Origin of the sequence: Curtobacterium oceanosedimentum (assembly GCF_040545555.1) — a bacterium.
In the GTDB taxonomy this organism is placed as follows: Bacteria; Actinomycetota; Actinomycetes; order Actinomycetales; family Microbacteriaceae; genus Curtobacterium.
Genome location: NZ_JBEPMD010000003.1, coordinates 161,078 through 180,020, shown reverse-complemented (window position 1 = coordinate 180,020; position 18,943 = coordinate 161,078). Strand labels below are relative to the sequence as shown.

Sequence of the window (18,943 nt, the reverse complement as noted above, 5' to 3'; positions counted from 1 at the left end):
CGCTAGACTCGTCCAGCCATGATCTTGGACCGAGTACAGAAAATCCCGACCCGAGCGACCCGGACCCTGTCCGCCGCAGCGGGTGCCACCGCGGTCCTGCTGGCCCTGAGCGCCTGCACCGGCGGCGGCCCGGCCACCTCCGACAGCACGCCGGTCAGCGGCGGCACGCTCACCTACGCCTCCGGTGACGCCGAGCCGACCTGCCTCGACCCGCACGTCGGCGGCAACTACCCGCAGGCCCTGCTGTCGACGCAGTACATCGAGATGCTCACCGGGCTCGACCGGAACGGGCAGCCGACACCGGCGCTCGCCACGAAGTGGACGACGAGCGACGACGGCACGACGCTGACGCTCGACCTGCGCACGGACGTGACGTTCTCCGACGGCACCCCGTTCGACGCGGCCGCGGTCGTCGCGAACATCGAGCACGTGCAGGACCCGACGACGGCGTCGAGCACGGGGTACCTCGCCCTGCAGTCGATCACGAAGGCGACGGCGACCGACGACCACACGGTCACGCTGTCGCTCAGCCGTCCGGACAGCGCGCTGCTCGAGTCGTTCTCGCAGCCCTGGGTCGGCATGGAGTCACCGAAGGCCCTGCAGCGCCCGCAGGCGACGAACTGCGCCTCCCCCGTCGGTACCGGCCCGTTCACCGTCACGAAGTGGCAGCGGGGCGATCGCATCACGCTGGCGAAGAACACGTCGTACACGCCGCTCTCCGGCTCGACGAAGCCCCGCCTCGACGGCATCACGTGGCGCTTCCTGCCCGACTCCACCTCGCGCTACGCGGCACTGCAGGCCGGCCAGGTCGACGTCATCGACAACGCCCAGCCCGACCAGCTGAAGAGCGCGTCGTCGAACGGCGCGATCCGCGACCTCGACGCCCCGCGGCCGGGCGCCTCGAACCGCCTCGAGCTGAACTCCGGGCACGGGGTCTTCCGCGACGAGGCCGTGCGGAAGGCCTTCATCGCCGGCGCCGAGATCGACCCGGGGCTGCAGAGCCTGTTCCTCGGCACCGCGAAGCGCTCGTACTCGGTGCTGTCGAGCGTCGAGCCCGACGCGTCCTCCGACCCCGCGCGCTTCGAGTACTCCCCGTCGACGGCGAAGCGACTGCTCGACGATGCCGGCTGGAAGGTCGGCAGCGACGGGGTCCGCGAGAAGGACGGGCAGCGGCTCACGGTGACGTTCCCGGTGTCGACGAACCAGTCGGTGCCCGCGGAGCGCAGCCTGTTCCAGCAGGTCCAGGCCTCGGAGAAGGCCGTCGGGTTCGACGTCCGGCTCGAGGAGCTCGACCTGTCGAGCTGGTACGCCGCACTCGCCGCGAACGAGTACGACGTGGTCAGCGCGCCGTACACGAAGGTCGGCCCGGACGTCCTCCGCATCCTGTACGACAGCGCGAGCATCGAGCCCGCACCGTCGGGCTACTTCGCGAACCTCGCGCAGCTGGACGACCCGACGGTCGACGACCTGCTGGAGCGTGCGGCCCGCACGTCGGACGCCGACGAGCGCGGCGCCCTGTACCGACAGGCGCAGCAGCGGATCCTGGCCAGCGGCACCGTCCTGCCGCTCTACGACCAGCAGAACCACTTCCTGTACCGCTCCTCCGTCCACGGCATCGAGACCACCTCGGTCTCCACCCCGTGGTTCGGCACCGCGTGGATCGCGCGCTGACGGGCGAGCCGGCCGGGAGGCCCGCCCCACCTCCGCTCCGTGTCGGCACCCGTCGCGGGTGGTCGGGCTGGGTCCTGTGGGGACTCCGCCGCCTGGCCGGCGGCGTCGGGGTGCTGTGGGCGGTCGCCACGATCGTCTTCGTCGCGATCCGGCTGATCCCCGGCGACCCGGCGCTGGCGATCCTCGGCGGCCCCGGGTCGCAGGCCTCGGCGGAGGCGGTCGAGGGCGTCCGCCGCGAGTACGGGCTCGACCGACCGGTGCTCGTGCAGTACGCGGTGTTCCTCGGGCGCCTGGCGACCGGGCACCTCGGCGACTCGTACGCGTTCCGCACGCCCGTCTCCGAGCTCCTCGCGCAGCAGGTCCCGGTGACGCTGACGCTCGCGGTCGCCGGACTCGTCGTCGCCTGGGTGCTGGCGATCGGTGCCGCGTGGTGGTCGACGCAGCGCGGCCGGGTCGCCGCAGCACTCACCGGGGCGATCACCGTCACGGCGAGCGTCGTGCCGCACTTCTGGCTCGGCAGTGTGCTCATCGTGGTCTTCGCCAGCGCACTCGGGTGGGTGCCGGCGGTGTCGGACGGCAGCCTGCGCGGCTGGGTCCTGCCCGTGCTCACCGTCGCCGTGCCGGTCGCCGGGTACCTGGCCGAGACGGTCCGCGACGGCGTGGTCGACGCCCAGCGCTCCGCGTTCGCCCTCGCCGCCCGCGGTCGCGGCGAGTCCCGCGCCGGGCTGTTCGGACGCCACCTGCTCCGGCACGCGGCGCTCCCGGGCATCGCCCTGTCCGCCTGGGCCTTCGGCTCGCTGGTGTCCGGCGCCGTGGTCGTCGAGTCGGTCTTCGCGCTGCCCGGCATCGGTCGTGCCCTGGTCACCGCGGTCACCCAGCGGGACATGCCGCTCGTGGCCGGGATCGCCCTCGTGTCCGCCGCCGCGTACGTCGTCGTGCTCGCCGTCGCGGACCTCGTCGAGCAGGCGGTGGACCCACGGACCCGCGACCGACGTCGGACCGGACCGGTGCAGCGAGGGCGCGTGCGCGTGCGGACGCAGCACGGGGCGGACGCACGGTGAGCGGGGTGCTGGACCCGGGCCTCCAGGCCGGTGCGTCCGAGGGACGGACCCGACGGTCCGAGCGGTTCCGTGGGGGGACGCTCGGCCCGGCGGGCACGGCCGCAGCGGTCGTCGTCGCGGTGGCGGTCGTGGCCGCGGTGTGGCCGTCGCTGCTCGGCGGCGGCGACCCCCTCGCGGTGCACCCGACCGACGCGCTGACGCCACCCGGAGCGGCGCACCCGTTCGGGACCGACGAGTCCGGGCGTGACGTCCTCGCTCGCGTGGTCGCGGGGACCCGGGCCTCGCTCCTGGTCGGCGTCGCGGCGACGCTCGTCGGCGGCCTCAGCGGGGTCCTGCTCGGCACGCTCGCCGGTCTCGGCGGTCGGCTCGTCGACGCGGTCGTCGGGCGGGTCACCGAGGTGGCGTTCGCGCTGCCGCTGCTGCTCGTCGCGCTCGTCGTCATCGCGGTGACCGGGCCCGGACCGGTGCCGGCGACCCTGGCGGTGGGCTTCGCGACGGCGCCCGGGTACGCCCGGATCGTCCGCGGCCTGGTCCGGAGCGCGCGGTCGTCGCAGGTCGTCGAGACCGCCGTGCTGCAGGGCCGCTCCCCCGGCCGGATCCTGTTCCGCCACGTGCTGCCCGCGGCGCTCTGGCCCGTCGTGGCCGTCGCCACGCTCGGGGTCGGTCAGGCGGTGGTGTGGGCGTCGGCGCTCAGCTACCTCGGCGTCGGGACACCGCCGCCTGCCCCGGAGTGGGGGGCGATGCTCGCGGACGGCCGCACCTACCTGCTGACCGCGCCGTGGATGAGCACGTGCCCGGGCCTCGCGATCGTCGTGCTGGCGACCGCGGTGACGGTGCTCGGGCGCGCGGTGCGTCGGACGGGGGCCGCGCGGTGACGGTGCTCGAGCGCGCCGTCCGTCGGACGGGGGCCCCGCGGTGACGGGCGGGGAGCGGGTGCCCGAGGATGCCCCGGCGCTGGTCGGTGCCGTGCTGCCCGTGGGGACGCGCGTGCTCGACGTCCGGGGGCTCTCGGTGTCGATCGACGGCAGGTCGGTGGTGCACGGCGTCGACCTGCACGTCGACGCCGGTGAGTGCGTCGCCCTCGTCGGGGCGTCCGGCTCGGGCAAGACCGTGACCGCCCGGGCGGTGCTCGGCCTCTCCGCACCGGGAGCCGACGTCGCCGCCGATCGGCTGGAGCTCGTCGGCACCGATGTGCGCTCCCACACCGAGCGGCGCTGGCGTCGTCTCCGAGGGCGGTCCGTCGGCTACGTCGGCCAGGAGGCCCTCGGCGCCCTCGACCCCCTCCGCCCCGTCGGCCGCGAGGTCGCCGACGCGCTGCGCCTGCACACCGACCTCCGCGCAGCCGACCGGGTCGACGCCGTCCGTGCGGCCCTGGCGGGCGTGGGACTCGACCCGGCGATGGCGACCGACGGCCGGCGGTCCGGCGTGCTCTCGGGCGGGATGCGACAGCGCGCACTCATCGCGGCGGCGACCGTGGCCTCCCCCGCGCTCGTGGTGGCGGACGAGCCGACGACTGCGCTGGACGCGGCCGTGGCCGTCACCGTGATGGAGCAGCTCCGGGCGGTGCAGGAGCGCGGTGCCGGGCTGCTCGTCATCACGCACGACCTCGGGCTCGTCGCCGGGTGGGCCGACCGCGTGCTGGTCGTCGACGACGGCACCGTGGTCGAGCACGGGCCGGTCGCCGACGTGCTCGGCGCGCCCGAGCACCCCGTGACGCAGGCCCTGGTCCGTGCGGCCCGGGCCGGTGACGACCGGCACGCCGGCCGCGGTGCGGCGCCGGAGGCAGAGCCGGCGCCGCACCGCTTGTCGGCGCCGGAGCGCTCGCGGGTGCTGGGGCCGTCGCCGGTGCTGCACGGGGCCGGGCTCTCGCGGTCGTACGACGGGGTACCCGCCGTGCAGGAGGTCTCGATCGCGGTCCGACCCGGACGGGTGACGGGCGTGATCGGCGCCTCCGGGTCGGGCAAGACGACGGTGGCGCGGATGCTGCTCGGGCTCGAGACGCCCGACGCCGGCACCGTCACGCTCGACGGTCGGCCGTGGGTCCCGCTGTCCGAACGGGACCGACGGAGCAGACGGCACCGGGTGGCCGCCGTCGTGCAGGACCCCGCTGCGACCTTCGACGAGCGGTGGACGGTCGAACGCGTGCTCGCCGACGCCCTGACCGACGGTCGGGAACGCCGGGCGCGGGGCGGGCTGGCCGACGCGGTCGACACCGCACTCCGTCGGGTGGGACTCGACCCCGTGCTGCGGACCCGCGCCCCGCGCACCCTGTCCGGCGGGCAACGGCAGCGGCTGGCGATCGCCCGGGCGCTGGCGAGCTCGCCCGAGGTGGTCGTGCTCGACGAGCCCGTGACGGCACTCGACGCGACCGTGCAGGACGCGGTGCTCACGCTGCTCGAACGGCTGCGCGACGAGACCGGCGTGGCGATGGTGTTCGTGTCGCACGACCTGCGTGCCGTCCGCCGGATGGCCGACGAGGTGATCGTCGTGGACCAGGGGCGGGTCGTCGAGCAGGGTCCCGCGGAGCAGGTGCTCGGCGCGCCGGAGCACCCGGCGACCGCGCGCCTGGTCGACGCCTCCGCCGGGCTCGCCCGCGGCGCCTGAGCGCTGCACCGCGAGCTTCTCGGGGCCACGTCGCGGTGGATCGGTCCGCGAAAGCGACAGTGCCCCACCGAAGATCGGCGGGACACTGTCGCTTTCACGGAAGGGACGGCTACGAGCCCGCGTGCTCCTTGTCCGTGCCCGGCTTCGGGGCGTCGCCCGAGATGATCGGGATCTCGCTCGTCGAGAAGTCCTTCGCCCAGTCGGACTGTGCGAGCTCCGAGGTCGGGTCGTTGTAGTCCTCGATGACGCCGGCGACCTCGTCCTCGTGGGCGACCGTGGGGCCCGAGCCCATGAGCGGGGTGGCAGCGGTCTCCTTGGTGAAGAACACCGCGACGAGGCCGATCACGGCGGCGAGCATCAGGTAGAACGCGGGGATGTCCTCGGCCCACGACAGGCCGGCGTCCTTCGCTCCGGCGATGAGCGCCTGCGTCGCGAGCGGGGTCGTGCCGCCGAACAGCGAGACGGACACGTTGAACGCGATCGCCAGGGCGCCGTAGCGGATGATCGTCGGGAACAGCGCCGGGAGGGTCGACGGCATGGTCGAGGTGAACGTGACCAGCACGAGACCGAGGATCAGCAGACCGAAGAACACGCCCGCGCCGGTGCCCGACTGGACGAGCTTGAGCGCCGGCCACGACAGGACGATGAAGCCGATGCAGCCCGCGGCGAGGACCGGACGGCGGCCGAACTTGTCGGACAGGCGGCCGCCGAAGGTGATGACGACCATCATGAGGATCATCACGATGACGATGAGGATCAGGCCGAACGTGGCGTTCTGGCCGAGGTTCGTCTCGAGGTAGGTCGGCATGTACGACAGCAGCATGTAGTCGGTCACGTTGAACACGAGGACCAGACCGATGCAGATGAGGAGCGAGCGCCAGTTCTCGGCGAACAGCTTGAGGAACGGCGTCTTCTGCGACTCGCGCTCGGCGGCCTGCTCCTGCTGCTTCTGGAACGCCGGGGTCTCCTCGAGCTTCAGGCGGAGGTAGAGCCCGATGAGTCCGAGCGGGCCGGCGATCATGAACGGGATGCGCCAGCCCCAGCTGAGCAGCGTGTCCTCGGGCATCGTGTACTGCAGGATCGTGACGATCGAGGCACCGAGCACGTAGCCGGCGAGCGTGCCGAACTCGAGCCACGAGCCCATGAAGCCGCGGCGCTTGTCCGGCGAGTACTCGGCGATGAAGGTCGCCGCGCCGCCGTACTCACCACCGGTCGAGAAGCCCTGCACGAAGCGGGCGACGAGCAGCAGGACCGGGGCCCAGAAGCCGATCGTGTCGTAGGACGGGATCAGGCCGATCATGAGCGTGCCGGCCGCCATCAGGATCATCGTCAGCGCGAGGACCTTCTGACGGCCGATCTTGTCGCCGATCGGGCCGAAGACGGCACCACCGATCGGGCGGACGATGAACGCGGCCGCGAAGAACCCGAAGGTCGCGACGAGGTTCGACGTGGGGTCGCCCGCCGGCAGGAACACCTTCGAGATGGTGACCGTCAGGTAGGCGAAGATGCCGAAGTCGAACCACTCCATCGCGTTGCCGAGGGCCGCGGCGGCGACGGCACGCTTGAGCAGCGACTCCTCGACGACGGTGACGTCGTCCTCGGTCAGCTTGCGGCGTGCGCGCTTGGCCTGGGCCTTGGTGCGCAACGGCCGGTCGCCGTGCTGGTGTGCTTCGTTCGGTGCCACGTTCGTTCCTCCGGTAGTGCTGTGTCTTGCCTTCGGGCATCCGGCGGAGAGCGACTGTGCAGTCCTCGCAGACACCGCGTCCGCCGGACAAACTCCGACAGCCTACCAGATGGAGCGCTCCGACGACGCGGACCGCTACGATGAGGCCACCGCGGACTGTACTCGCGACACTCAGGCACCTCACCACGGACTCGGTGCCGCACACATCGATCGAAAGGCCCCGCCATGTCGAAGCCCATGCCCGAGAAGCCCACCGTCGACGGACTCGAGCAGGTCTGGGGCCCGGTCTGGGAACAGGACGGCACCTACCGCTTCGACCGCGACAGCGCGACGAAGGACGCGGTGTACTCGATCGACACGCCGCCGCCGACCGCCTCCGGCTCGCTGCACATCGGTCACGTCTTCTCGTACACGCACACCGACCTCAAGGCCCGGTACGAGCGGATGCGCGGCAAGCACGTCTTCTACCCGATGGGCTGGGACGACAACGGCCTGCCGACCGAGCGCCGCGTGCAGAACTACTACGGGGTCCGCTGCGACCCGCAGCTCCCCTACGACCCGGCCTTCGTGCCGCCGTTCGAGGGCGGCGACGGCAAGTCGAGCAAGGCCGGCGACCAGCTGCCGATCTCGCGCCGCAACTTCATCGAGCTGTGCGAGCGCCTGACGGTGCAGGACGAGCAGCAGTTCGAGCACCTCTTCCGCGCGCTCGGCCTGTCGGTGGACTGGACGCAGTCGTACCGCACGATCGACGACACCTCGCGGGCGAGCGCGCAGCGTGCGTTCCTCCGCAACCTCGAGCGCGGTGAGGCCTACCAGGCCGACGCCCCGACCCTCTGGGACGTCACCTTCCGCACCGCCGTGGCCCAGGCCGAGCTCGAGGACAAGGAGATGCCGGGCGCGTACCACGGCCTGGCGTTCCACCGCACCGACGGCGGCGAGGACGTCGTCATCCAGACCACCCGCCCCGAGCTCCTGCCCGCGTGCGTGGCCCTCGTCGCGCACCCGGACGACGAGCGCTTCCAGGACCTGTTCGGCACGACCGTCCGCTCCCCCCTGTTCGACGTCGATGTCCCGGTGCTCGCGCACCACCTGGCGCAGCAGGACAAGGGCGCCGGCATCGCCATGGTCTGCACCTTCGGCGACACCACGGACGTGGTCTGGTGGCGAGAGCTGCAGCTGCCGAACCGCGCGATCATCGGCTTCGACGGCCGCGTCCGCTCGGACGAGCCCGCGTGGATCGAGTCGACCCGCGGCAAGGAGCTCTACGCCGAGATGGCCGGCAAGACCGTGTTCTCGGCGAAGAAGGTCCTCGTGGACGCCCTCACCGAGTCCGGCGAGCTGGTCGGCGACGTGAAGACGATCAACCACCCGGTGAAGTTCTTCGAGAAGGGCGACAAGCCGCTCGAGATCGTCTCGACCCGCCAGTGGTACATCGTGAACGGCGCGCGCGACGAGCAGCTCAAGGAGACCCTCCGGAAGCGCGGCGAGGAGATCGCCTTCCACCCGGACTTCATGCGCGTCCGCTACGACAACTGGGTCGGCGGCCTCTCCGGGGACTGGCTCATCTCGCGCCAGCGCTTCTTCGGCGTGCCGATCCCGGTCTGGTACCCGCTCGACGCCGACGGCAACCCGGTCTTCGACCAGCCGATCGTCCCGACCGAGGCCCAGCTGCCCGTCGACCCGGCGTCCGAGCCGGCTCCCGGCTACACGGAGGACCAGCGCGGCGTCGCCGGCGGCTTCCGGGGCGAACTCGACGTGATGGACACCTGGGCGACCTCGTCGCTGACCCCGCAGCTCGCGGGCAAGTGGGAGACCGACCCGGCGCTGTACGACCTCGTGTTCCCGTACGACGTCCGCCCGCAGGCGCAGGACATCATCCGCACGTGGCTCTTCACGACAGCCCTCCGCAGCCAGCTCGAGGCCGACGTTGCCCCGTGGAAGCACGCGAGCATCTCGGGCTTCATCGTCGACCCCGACCGCAAGAAGATGTCGAAGTCGAAGGGCAACGTCGTCACGCCGCTGTCGATCCTCGAGCAGCACGGTGCGGACGCGGTCCGCTACTGGGCCGCATCGTCGAAGCTCGGCACGGACGCGGCCTTCGACCCGCAGAACCCGAAGCAGATCAAGGTGGGTCGCCGTCTGGCGATCAAGGTGCTCAACGCGGCGAAGTTCGTCTACGGCTTCGAACTGCCGAGCGGCGCGACGACGGTCACCGAACCCCTCGACGTCGACGTGCTGGCTGAGCTCGGCTCCGTGATCGAGCAGGCGACCGCTGCCTTCGACGGCTTCGACCACGCCCGGGCGCTCGAGGTCACCGAGCGGTTCTTCTGGACCTTCTGCGACGACTACCTCGAGCTCGTCAAGGAGCGTGCCTACGGCACGGCGCCGGACGCGACGCACGAGACGCAGGCGAGCGCCGTCCTGGCGCTGCGTGCCGCGATCGACGCGCTGCTCCGTCTGCTGGCACCGTTCCTCCCGTTCGCGACCGAGGAGGTGTGGGCCTGGACCCACGACACCAGCGTGCACACGGCCGCGTGGCCGACGGTCGCAGAGCTGCCGACGCAGGCCGAGCCGTCCGGGCTGCTGTCGGCCGTCGGCCAGGCGCTGATCGGGATCCGCGGTGCGAAGACCGCCGCCAAGGCGTCCCAGAAGACGCCGGTCACCCGTGCCGTCGTGGCAGCCCCCGCCGACCAGCGCGCGCTCATCGAGCGTGCGGCGGTCGACCTGGCCGCGGTCGGCCGGATCGAGAACCTGTCGTTCACGGACGGCGAGGAGCTCGCGGTGACCGAGATCGAGCTCGCCGAGCAGCAGGCGTAGCGTCGGTTCCTGCGGGCCGGTCGCGTCGCCGACGCGGCCTGCCCGCACACGGACTGGAGGCACGGATGCAGTTGGGTACACGCTGGAACGTGGGTGGGCAGCCACCCGAGCGACTCCCCGAGGCGATGGTCGTCGCCGTACGCGGTGTCGAGGAGGAGCTGGCGGCAGAGTCGGTCGACGCATCGACCTGGCGCTGGACGCTGACGTACCTCGAGGGCAAGCCGATCGTCGAGCTCGACGACGGCACCTCGATCCACCTCGACCCCGCCGGCCGGGCGCAGGTGACGAACCCGGACGACGCGCCGGAGGAGGACTAGCGCCGGACCCGCGGCCCCGGACGTCGCCGCCGACCCGGTCCTAGACTGGAGAACGTCCGTTCCCGGCGCCGGCGCACCACCGCACGGCGTGACGGACGGATCGCAGGGGCGCAATGCGCAGGGAAGGGGACGCCCGTGGCCAGCACCAGCAGCACCGTGGACCCGGAGGTCCGGACGCGCATCGTCGACGCCGCGGACGCGCTCTTCTACGCCCGTGGGTTCCAGTCGGTCGGCATGGACGAGATCCGGACGACCGCCGGCGTCTCGTTGAAGAAGCTCTACTCGGTGTTCCCCGGCAAGGAACAGCTCGTCGCCGCGGTGCTCAGCGGGCGGCACGACTTCTGGGAGCGCGGCATCGAGCAGGCGGTCGCGGCAGCCCGGACCCCGCGGGACCGGCTGCTCGCGGTGTACGACTTCCTGGAGCAGTGGTTCGGCGACGACACCTTCCGCGGCTGCGGCTTCATCAACGCCTTCGGGGAGCTGGGTGCGACCTCCCCCGCGGTCGCCGAGATCGCCCGTGCGCACAAGGACTCGTTCCAGCGGTTCGTCGCCGGGCTCGCAGCGGCCGCCGTGCCGGACCTCGACGCGGCCGAGGAGCTCGCCGCCCAGCTCGCGCTCCTCGCCGAGGGCGCGCAGACGACGGCCGCGATCGCCGGGGACACGACGCCGGCGCGGCACGCGCGGCGTGCGGCGGCCACGCTGATCGACGTGGCGACGCGCGAGGCGACCGACCCGCCGCGCTGAGGCGGACTGACGTCGGTCGGGAGGCGCCGGGCGGCGCCGCCACGGGCCTCCAGACCGGCGTCCGGCCCGGTCCGTAGGGTGGGGCCATGGACACCCCGTTCGACCAGCCGAGCACCCTCCCCTACGCCCTGCCGCCGTTCGACGACGTCCGGCTCGAGCACTTCCGCCCCGCCTTCGACGCCGGCATCGCGGAGCAGCGCGCCGAGGTCGAGGCCATCGCCACCGATCCCGGTGCACCGTCCTTCGAGAACACCCTGGTGGCGCTCGAACGCTCCGGGCAGCTGCTGACCCGGGTCTCGCACGTCTTCTTCACGCTGTCCTCAGCAGAATCGACGCCGGAGCTGCACGACCTCGAGGCCGAGGTGTCGCCGCTCCTCGCCGCGCACCGCGACGCGATCACGCTCGACTCCCGGCTGTACGCCCGGGTCGACGCGGTGCGGTCCTCGCTGGCCGACCGCGCGGACCTGTCCGACGAGGACCGCCGGCTCGTCGAGCGGGTGCACACCGAGATGACGCTCGCGGGGGCCGGTCTCGACGACGGCGGGAAGGAGCGCCTGACCGCCATCAACCAGGAGCTGTCGACGCTCACCACGACCTTCGAGCGCAACCTGCTCGAGGACACGAACGACCTCGCCGTGCACGTGACCGACGAACAGGAGCTCGCCGGGCTCGACGACGGCGCGAAGTCCGCTGCGGCGGCCGCTGCGCAGGACCGCGGGCTCGACGGCTGGCTCGTGACGCTGCCGCTCTACACCGGCCACCCGTGGCTCGCCTCGCTGACCGACCGTGGCCTGCGCGAACGGATCATGCGCGCCTCGCTGTCGCGCGGGCGTCGCGGGAACGCCCACGACAACCGTGCGGTGCTGCTGCGCATCGTCCGGCTCCGGGCCGAGCGGGCCGAGCTCCTCGGCTTCCCGAACCACGCCGCCGTCGTCACCGCCGACGAGACCGCGGGCACGCCGGAGGCCGTCGACGGACTGCTCTCGTCACTCGTGCCGGCGGCCGCGGCAAACGCCGAGGACGAGCGCGCCGTACGCTCCCGCACGGTCGGCTTCGGCGTCGAGGCGTGGGACTGGGCGTTCGCGACCGAGGTCCTCCGCGGTGAGCAGTTCGCCGCCGACAGCTCGGCGCTGCGGCCCTACCTCGAGGCCGACCGCGTGCTGCACGACGGGGTGTTCCACGCCGCCGGCGCCCTGTACGGGCTGACGTTCACCGAGCGCCCGGACCTGCGCGGTTACAACGACGAGGTCCGGGTCTTCGAGGTGCGCGGTGACTCCGGCGAGGAGGTCGGGCTCTACCTGCTCGACCTGTACACGCGGGACGGCAAGCGTGGTGGTGCGTGGATGAACCCCGTCGTGGAGCAGTCGCACCTGCTCGGCACGCTGCCCGTCGTCGTGAACAACCTCAACGTGGCGAAGCCCGCACCCGGGTCACCGACGCTGCTGATCCAGGACGAGGTCGAGACGCTGTTCCACGAGTTCGGGCACGCGCTGCACGGGCTGATCGCGCGGACGACCTACCCGCGGTTCTCGGGCACGAACGTCGAGCGGGACTTCGTGGAGTTCCCCTCGCAGGTCAACGAGATGTGGGTGACGTGGCCCTCGGTGCTCGCGAACTACGCCAAGCACCACGAGACCGGGGAGCCGCTGCCGCCGGAGCTCGTCCTCGGGCTGAGCGACTCGGCCGGCTTCAACGAGGGCTTCTCGACGACGGAGTACCTCGCCGCGGCGCTGCTCGACCAGGCGTGGCACCGGCTGTCGGCGGCGGAGGCTGCGGAGGTCACCGACGTGGAGGCGTTCGAGCGCCAGGCCCTCGCCTCCGCGGGCATCGACGTGGCCGCCGTGCCGCCGCGGTACTCGTCGACGTACTTCGCGCACACGTTCTCGGGCGGGTACGACGCCGGCTACTACGGCTACATCTGGTCCGAGGTGCTCGACGCGGACACGGTCGAGTGGTTCCGGGAGCACGGCGGACTCTCGCGCGAGGCCGGGCAGCGGTTCGCGTCGCTCGTGCTCGGGGTCGGCGGCGCGCAGGACCCGCTCGAGGCCTACCGCGCGTTCCGCGGCCGCGACGCCGAGGTCGGGCCGCTGCTGCGGCGCCGCGGGCTCGAGTAGCGCGGCGGGCGCCGCACGCGACGACGGCCCGGCCCCACGCGGGGACCGGGCCGTCGGCCTGCGGGCGTCGGACGCTACGCGGACTTCTCCACGCGCTTCGCACGGGGGCGCGGCACGATCGTCGGCGCGGCGTTCTCGAGCACGGACTCACGGGTGATCACCACACGGGCGACGTCGTCGTCCGAGGGCACGTCGAACATCACCGGGCCGAGGACCTCTTCGAGGATCGCCCGGAGCCCGCGGGCACCCGTCTGCCGCAGCACGGCGAGGTCGGCGATCGCCTCGAGCGCACCGCCGTCGAACTCGAGCTCGACCCCGTCGATCGCGAACATCCGCTGGTACTGCTTCACGAGCGCGTTCTTCGGCTCGGTCAGGATCTGCATGAGCGCCGCCTGGTCGAGCTGCGACACCGTCGTGACGACGGGCAGACGCCCGATGAACTCGGGGATGAGCCCGAACTTGTGCAGGTCCTCGGGCAGGACGTCGGCGAACAGGTCCTGCTGGTCGAGCGGGCTGTGCAGCGGAGCGCCGAAGCCGATCCCGCGCTTGCCGACGCGCGACGACACGATGTCCTCGAGCCCGGCGAACGCCCCCGCCACGATGAACAGCACGTTCGTCGTGTCGATCTGGATGAACTCCTGGTGCGGGTGCTTCCGGCCGCCCTGCGGCGGGACCGAGGCCGTCGTGCCCTCGAGGATCTTGAGCAGCGCCTGCTGCACGCCCTCGCCCGACACGTCGCGCGTGATCGACGGGTTCTCCGCCTTGCGTGCGATCTTGTCGACCTCGTCGATGTAGATGATGCCGGTCTCGGCGCGCTTGACGTCGTAGTCGGCGGCCTGGATGAGCTTGAGCAGGATGTTCTCGACGTCCTCGCCCACGTAGCCGGCCTCGGTCAGCGCGGTCGCGTCGGCCACGGCGAACGGCACGTTGAGCCGCTTCGCCAGGGTCTGCGCCAGGTAGGTCTTGCCGCAGCCGGTCGGGCCGATGAGCAGGATGTTCGACTTGGCGATCTCGACGTCGTCGCGGTCCTCGGCAGCGGTGATCTGTCCCTGCGCCCGGATGCGCTTGTAGTGGTTGTAGACAGCCACGGCCAGCGCACGCTTCGCCGGGTCCTGCCCGATCACGTACTCCTGCAGGAAGTCGAAGATCTCGCGGGGCTTCGGCAGCTCGAAGTCACCGCTCGTGGTGTCCTCACCCGCTTCGGCGAGGCGCTCCTCGATGATCTCGTTGCACAGCTCGACGCACTCGTCGCAGATGTACACCCCCGGCCCCGCGATGAGCTGCTGGACCTGCTTCTGGCTCTTGCCACAGAAGGAGCACTTCAGCAGGTCAGCGCTCTCCCCGATGCGTGCCATGTCGGTGCCCTCCTTGGATGACCGGTGCGGTTGACCGATGCAGGCTGGTGACCCGCGCGATGTGATCGACTCTAACCGCATCCGGTGACAGCGACGGCGACGCCGTCCGGCCTGTCCCCGCCCGTTCGCCCAGGGCGTGCACACCTGGTAGCGTGGACCCGTTCCTCTACAAGTTGTAGAAAACCGGAAGGACCCCATGACGAAGCGCCTCGCCCTCCTCGGCACCGGAACCCTCGGCGTCACCGCCGCGATCGTCCTCGGCACCGCGGCCGCCGCGAGCGCGCACGTCGAGGCCGACGCGACCTCGACCGCGGCGAACTCGTACACGACCGCGACGTTCTCGGTGCCGCACGGCTGCGACGGCTCCCCCACCACGAAGCTCGTCTTCCAGGTGCCCGAGTCGGTCATCGAGGTCACCCCGACGGTCAACCCGAACTGGACGATCACCAAGGCCACCGAGCCCTACACCGCGCCGTCGAGCAGCACCGCGAGCGACGAGGAGTCCGAGGCCGGCGCCGAGCGCGTCACGAGCGTCACCTACACCGCGAAGACGCCGCTGCCCGCCGACGAGCGCGACACCTTCGCGCTGTCCTTCGCGCTGCCCGACGGCAAGCCCGGCGACCGTGTGTCCTTCCCCGTCGTGCAGACGTGCGAGCAGGGCTCCGTGGACTGGGACCAGGCGCAGGAGAGCGGGAAGGCCGAGCCCGAGCACCCCGCTCCCTCGATCGTCCTGACCGCCGCCAGCACGGCGAGCGGTGACGACGACGACGCCACGACGGCGACCGCGAGCGACGCCAGCGCCACGACGTCCGCGCAGCCCGACCTGGTCGGCCGCTTCCTCGGCCTCGGCGGTCTGCTCGTCGGTGCCGTGGGCCTGGTCGTCGCCGTCGCCGCCACCCGCCGTCGGGACGCCGCCAAGTGACCCGTCGCGCGCGTCCGACGGACGGCCGCCGGTCCGGCACGCCCCGACGCGCGGCCTGGAGGCCCGTGGCCGCGACCGCCGCGACCCTCGCCGTCGCGGGCGGTGCGGTCCTCGGGCTCGCCGCCCCCGCCAGCGCGCACAACTACCTGGTGTCCTCGACCCCGGCGGTCGGTGGGACGCTCACCGAGCTCCCGGACCGCTTCGACATCACCACGAACGACCGGCTGCTCGCGATCGGCGGGTCGGACTCGGGCTTCGCCTTCCGGGTCATCGGCCCCGACGGCCGGTACCACGAGGACGGCTGCGTCTCCGTCGACGGCCCCTCGATGACCACGAAGGCCGCCCTCGGCGACTCCGGCGAGTACGAGGTCGAGTGGCAGATCGTGTCCGCCGACGGCCACACCGTCTCCGACCGGTACGACTTCACCTGGAAGGCGCCGGCCGGCTTCTCCCCCGACCGCGGCACCGCGGCGCCGGCGACCTGCGCCGACGGCAGCGGGGGCGGCTCGGGGGCCGCAGCGTCCAGCGCACCCGACGCCGCATCCGGTGACACCGGCGACTCGAGCGCGACCGACGCCCTGTTCATCGGCGCCGGCGGGATCGTCCTCGCCGGCGTCGTCGTCGCGGTCCTGCTGCTGCTCCGTCGCCGTCCCGCCGCACCGGCGGCCGACGACCACGACGAGGACTGACACCCTCCCACCGGACCGGCACCGCGCCTCCAGGCCGGGAGCACGACCACGACGACGGCAGCACCTGCTGCACCCGGCACGACGAGGGCCCCGCACCGTTCGGTGCGGGGCCCTCGTGTGTCCAGCGCTACTTGACGAGCGCCGGCAGGTTCTTGCGGCTCGTGAGGACCTGGTCGATCAGGCCGTACTCGAGGGCTTCCTCGGCGGACATGATCTTGTCGCGCTCGATGTCGTTGTTGACCTGCTCCGGCGTGCGGTTCGAGTGCTTCGACAGCGTCTCCTCGAGCCAGGTGCGCATGCGGAGGATCTCCGCCGCCTGGATCTCGATGTCGGAGGCCTGACCGCCACCCTGCTGGGTCGCGGGCTGGTGGATGAGCACGCGGGCGTTCGGCAGCGCCAGACGCTTGCCGGGCGTACCGGCAGCGAGGAGCACCGACGCGGCCGAGGCGGCCTGGCCGAGGCAGACCGTCTGGATCTGCGGGCGGATGTACTGCATCGTGTCGTAGATCGCCGTCATCGCGGTGAACGAGCCACCGGGCGAGTTGATGTACATCACGATGTCGCGGTCCGGGTCCATAGACTCGAGCACGAGCAGCTGGGCCATGACGTCGTCGGCCGACGCGTCGTCGACCTGCACGCCGAGGAACACGATGCGGTCCTCGAAGAGCTTCGCGTACGGGTCCTGGCGCTTGAAGCCGTAGGCCGTGCGCTCCTCGAAGCTGGGGAGGATGTAGCGATCGGACGGAGCCGGGACGTTCTGCGCGCCACCGAGCATGGGGAGGTGCATTCTCGTTTCCTTCTCTTCGGTGGTGGTCAGTGGGACTCGGGCTCGGCGGCCGCGGTCGGCGTCTCGCCGTCGCCCACGGTGCCGCCGCCGCCGACGACCTCGTTCGAGGACGCGCGGAGGTGGTCGACGAAGCCGTACTCCAGGGCCTCCTGCGCCGTGAACCAGTTGTCGCGGTCGTTGTCCTTGAGGATCTGCTCGATCGACTTGCCGGTCTGCTCGGCCGTGAGCTCCGCCATCCGCTGCTTCATGTCGAGGATGACCTTGGCCTGCGTCTGGATGTCGGCAGCGGTGCCGCCGAAGCCACCGGACGGCTGGTGCAGGAGCACGCGGGCGTTCGGGGTGATGTAGCGCTTGCCCGGCGTGCCCGACGAGAGCAGGAACTGCCCCATCGAGGCGGCGAGGCCGATGCCCACGGTGACGATGTCGTTCGGCACGAACTGCATCGTGTCGTAGATCGCCATGCCCGCGGTGATCGAGCCACCGGGCGAGTTGATGTAGAGGTAGATGTCCTTCTCAGGGTCCTCGGCGGCGAGCATCAGCAGCTTCGCTGCGATCTCGTTCGAGTTCTCGTCGCGGACCTCAGAGCCGAGCCACACGATCCGGTCTCTCAGAAGGCGGTCAAAAACACTGGGGTTCAGTGTCGCTTCGGCCATGGAAAAGCTCCCGTTCAGTTGTCGCTTGATGTCGAACTTATCGGGTGCAACGCGGCTGTTCGCGCCTGTTCGCTGTGGGCGGTGCGCGGGCGCGGGAAGTGCGCAGACGACGAACGGGAGGCACGATGCCAGCTGGCACCGTGCCTCCCGTCCGTCAGCGCGTCGCGTTACTTCGCGTCGGCCTCCGTGGCCTCGTCGGCGTCGGCCGACTCGTCGTCAGCCGAGTCCTGCGCCACACCGGCGGTGAAGGCGGAGAGGTCGACGACGTCGCCGTTGGTGTCCTTGACGGTCACCTTCGACAGGACGGTCGCGACGGCCTTGGAGCGAGCGACCTCGCCGACCATGCCGGGGATCTGGCCGTTCTGGTCGATGACCTTGATGAACTCGGCCGGCTCCATGCCGTACTGCGCCGCAGCCTGGATGAGGTACTGCGTGAGTTCCTCCTGGGAGACCTGGATCTCCTCCTTCTCGGCGATGGCGTCGAGGAGCAGCTGCGAGCGGAAGGCCTTCTCGCTGGACTCGGAGACCTCCTTGCGGTGCTCGTCGTCCTCGAGGCGGTTCTCCTGCTCGAGGTGACGGTGCACCTCGTCCTCGATGAGCTGCTCCGAGATCGGGATGTCCACGTCCTCGATGAGCTTCTCGACGAGCTTGTCGCGAGCCGCGGCGCCCTGACCGAAGGTCTTGGACTTCGCGATCTGCTCCTTGAGGTCGCCCTTGAGCTCGTCGATGGTGTCGAACTGGCTGGCGATCTGCGCGAACTCGTCGTCGGCCTCGGGGAGCTCGCGCTCCTTGACGGCGGTGACGGTCACGGCGATCTGCGCGGTCTCGCCCTCGCGGTCGCCACCGACCAGCGTGGACTCGAACGTGGTCGACTCACCGGCGGTGAGCGACTCGAGCGCCTCGTCGATGCCCTCGAGCAGGTCGCCCGAGCCGATCTCGTAGGAGACGCCGGTGGCCGAGTCGACCTCGTCGTCACCGATGGTCGCGGTGAGGTCGATCTGGGCGAAGTCGCCGGTCTTGGCCGGACGGTCGACCGTCACGAGCGTGCCGAAGCGGGTGCGCAGGTTCTGCAGCTCCTCCTCGACCTCGTCGTCGGAGACCTCGACGGCGTCGACCGTGAGCTCGTACTCGTCGTACTTCGGCAGGTCGAACTCCGGACGGACGTCCACCTCGAAGGTGAGGACGAGGTCGCCCGAGAAGTCCTTCACGTTCGGGAGCTCGGCGACGTCGGCCTCGGCACGACCGAGGATGCGGAGCTCCTGCTCCTCCACCGCCTGGCGGTAGAAGGTGTCGATGGCGTCACCGACGGCGTGGTTCAGGACCTCGCCGCGGCCGACGCGCTGGTCGACGATCGCCGGCGGGACCTTGCCCTTGCGGAAGCCGGGGATGTTGATCTGCTCGGCGATGTGCTTGTAGGCGTGGTCGATGCTCGGCTTGAGATCGTCCGGCGTCACGTTCACGGTGAGCTTGACGCGGGTGTCGCTCACCTTGTCGACGGTGCTGGTGGCCAAGGGATGTACTCCTG

At 71.6% G+C, this 18,943-nt stretch carries 15 protein-coding genes; 10 read left to right on the top strand and 5 right to left on the bottom strand.

Annotation, left to right across the window (positions count from 1 at the left end; genetic code table 11):
• Positions 1–18: 18 nt before the first annotated feature.
• Genes ABIC52_RS04605 through ABIC52_RS04590 form a run of 4 tightly spaced genes read left to right on the top strand, consistent with a single transcriptional unit; the run spans position 19 to position 5,336 of the window.
• On the top strand, positions 19–1,671 hold the full coding sequence (locus tag ABIC52_RS04605; protein ID WP_354026732.1) for an ABC transporter substrate-binding protein: 1,653 nt from the start codon (positions 19–21) through the stop codon (positions 1,669–1,671).
• Positions 1,656–2,732: an ABC transporter permease gene (locus ABIC52_RS04600; protein ID WP_354026731.1), complete on the top strand. Its 1,077-nt coding sequence runs from the start codon at positions 1,656–1,658 to the stop codon at positions 2,730–2,732. Before ABIC52_RS04605 ends, ABIC52_RS04600 begins: the two co-directional genes overlap by 16 nt.
• 5 nt (positions 2,733–2,737) lie before the next feature.
• Positions 2,738–3,607 (top strand): ABC transporter permease, encoded by an 870-nt coding sequence (locus ABIC52_RS04595; RefSeq protein ID WP_354026730.1) that lies wholly within the window; start codon positions 2,738–2,740, stop codon positions 3,605–3,607.
• Positions 3,608–3,665: 58 nt separating this feature from the next.
• Complete coding sequence (locus tag ABIC52_RS04590) at positions 3,666–5,336, top strand: ATP-binding cassette domain-containing protein (RefSeq protein ID WP_354026729.1); 1,671 nt, start codon at positions 3,666–3,668, stop codon at positions 5,334–5,336.
• 109 nt (positions 5,337–5,445) lie between these two features.
• Here the strand turns inward: ABIC52_RS04590 and proP are convergent, their stop codons facing one another.
• Entirely contained in the window at positions 5,446–7,020 is a 1,575-nt protein-coding gene (gene proP, locus ABIC52_RS04585) for a glycine betaine/L-proline transporter ProP (RefSeq protein WP_238638258.1), read from the bottom strand.
• A 225-nt stretch (positions 7,021–7,245) separates the two neighbouring features.
• On the opposite strand from proP, the gene valS reads away from it, so the two are divergent.
• The 4 genes from valS to ABIC52_RS04565 all read left to right on the top strand — a co-directional run bounded on the left by valS (position 7,246) and on the right by ABIC52_RS04565 (position 13,012).
• A complete protein-coding gene (valS, locus tag ABIC52_RS04580; RefSeq protein ID WP_354026728.1) occupies positions 7,246–9,837 on the top strand; it encodes a valine--tRNA ligase in 2,592 nt (863 codons plus the stop codon).
• 65 nt (positions 9,838–9,902) lie between these two features.
• The gene (locus tag ABIC52_RS04575) at positions 9,903–10,154 is read left to right on the top strand and encodes a hypothetical protein (RefSeq protein WP_126892563.1); all 252 of its coding nucleotides are present in this window, start codon (positions 9,903–9,905) and stop codon (positions 10,152–10,154) included.
• Between the two features lie 135 nt (positions 10,155–10,289).
• Entirely contained in the window at positions 10,290–10,898 is a 609-nt protein-coding gene (locus ABIC52_RS04570) for a TetR/AcrR family transcriptional regulator (protein ID WP_354026727.1), read from the top strand.
• A gap of 86 nt (positions 10,899–10,984) precedes the next feature.
• Positions 10,985–13,012: a M3 family metallopeptidase gene (locus ABIC52_RS04565; RefSeq protein ID WP_354026726.1), complete on the top strand. Its 2,028-nt coding sequence runs from the start codon at positions 10,985–10,987 to the stop codon at positions 13,010–13,012.
• A 74-nt stretch (positions 13,013–13,086) separates the two neighbouring features.
• Here ABIC52_RS04565 and clpX read toward each other — a convergent pair whose 3' ends face one another.
• Positions 13,087–14,367 carry an ATP-dependent Clp protease ATP-binding subunit ClpX gene (gene clpX / locus ABIC52_RS04560; protein WP_354026725.1) on the bottom strand — a complete coding sequence of 427 codons (1,281 nt, stop codon included), beginning with the start codon at positions 14,365–14,367 and terminating at the stop codon, positions 13,087–13,089.
• 196 nt (positions 14,368–14,563) lie between these two features.
• Between clpX and ABIC52_RS04555 the strand changes: the two genes are divergently transcribed.
• Both ABIC52_RS04555 and ABIC52_RS04550 read left to right on the top strand, forming a co-directional pair.
• Positions 14,564–15,289, top strand: coding sequence for a YcnI family copper-binding membrane protein (locus ABIC52_RS04555; RefSeq protein WP_209823307.1), 726 nt, complete (start codon positions 14,564–14,566; stop codon positions 15,287–15,289).
• 65 nt (positions 15,290–15,354) lie between these two features.
• On the top strand, positions 15,355–15,978 hold the full coding sequence (locus ABIC52_RS04550; protein ID WP_354026724.1) for a copper resistance CopC family protein: 624 nt from the start codon (positions 15,355–15,357) through the stop codon (positions 15,976–15,978).
• A 127-nt stretch (positions 15,979–16,105) separates the two neighbouring features.
• Here the strand turns inward: ABIC52_RS04550 and ABIC52_RS04545 are convergent, their stop codons facing one another.
• The 3 genes from ABIC52_RS04545 to tig all read right to left on the bottom strand — a co-directional run bounded on the left by ABIC52_RS04545 (position 16,106) and on the right by tig (position 18,929).
• Positions 16,106–16,765 (bottom strand): ATP-dependent Clp protease proteolytic subunit, encoded by a 660-nt coding sequence (locus tag ABIC52_RS04545; RefSeq protein WP_058728413.1) that lies wholly within the window; start codon positions 16,763–16,765, stop codon positions 16,106–16,108.
• A 26-nt stretch (positions 16,766–16,791) separates the two neighbouring features.
• Positions 16,792–17,418 (bottom strand): ATP-dependent Clp protease proteolytic subunit, encoded by a 627-nt coding sequence (locus ABIC52_RS04540; protein WP_058742932.1) that lies wholly within the window; start codon positions 17,416–17,418, stop codon positions 16,792–16,794.
• A gap of 167 nt (positions 17,419–17,585) precedes the next feature.
• Positions 17,586–18,929 carry a trigger factor gene (gene tig, locus ABIC52_RS04535; protein ID WP_126892097.1) on the bottom strand — a complete coding sequence of 448 codons (1,344 nt, stop codon included), beginning with the start codon at positions 18,927–18,929 and terminating at the stop codon, positions 17,586–17,588.
• Positions 18,930–18,943: the final 14 nt, after the last annotated feature.

Excerpts from the sequence above, each read along its gene's own strand:
- clpX (WP_354026725.1), bottom strand. The coding sequence starts at position 14,367 with ATGGCACGCATCGGGGAGAGCGCTGACCTGCTGAAGTGCTCCTTCTGT.
- ABIC52_RS04605 (WP_354026732.1), top strand. The coding sequence starts at position 19 with ATGATCTTGGACCGAGTACAGAAAATCCCGACCCGAGCGACCCGGACC.
- ABIC52_RS04565 (WP_354026726.1), top strand. The coding sequence starts at position 10,985 with ATGGACACCCCGTTCGACCAGCCGAGCACCCTCCCCTACGCCCTGCCG.
- ABIC52_RS04545 (WP_058728413.1), bottom strand. The coding sequence starts at position 16,765 with ATGCACCTCCCCATGCTCGGTGGCGCGCAGAACGTCCCGGCTCCGTCC.
- ABIC52_RS04540 (WP_058742932.1), bottom strand. The coding sequence starts at position 17,418 with ATGGCCGAAGCGACACTGAACCCCAGTGTTTTTGACCGCCTTCTGAGA.
- ABIC52_RS04575 (WP_126892563.1), top strand. The coding sequence starts at position 9,903 with ATGCAGTTGGGTACACGCTGGAACGTGGGTGGGCAGCCACCCGAGCGA.
- valS (WP_354026728.1), top strand. The coding sequence starts at position 7,246 with ATGTCGAAGCCCATGCCCGAGAAGCCCACCGTCGACGGACTCGAGCAG.
- ABIC52_RS04555 (WP_209823307.1), top strand. The coding sequence starts at position 14,564 with ATGACGAAGCGCCTCGCCCTCCTCGGCACCGGAACCCTCGGCGTCACC.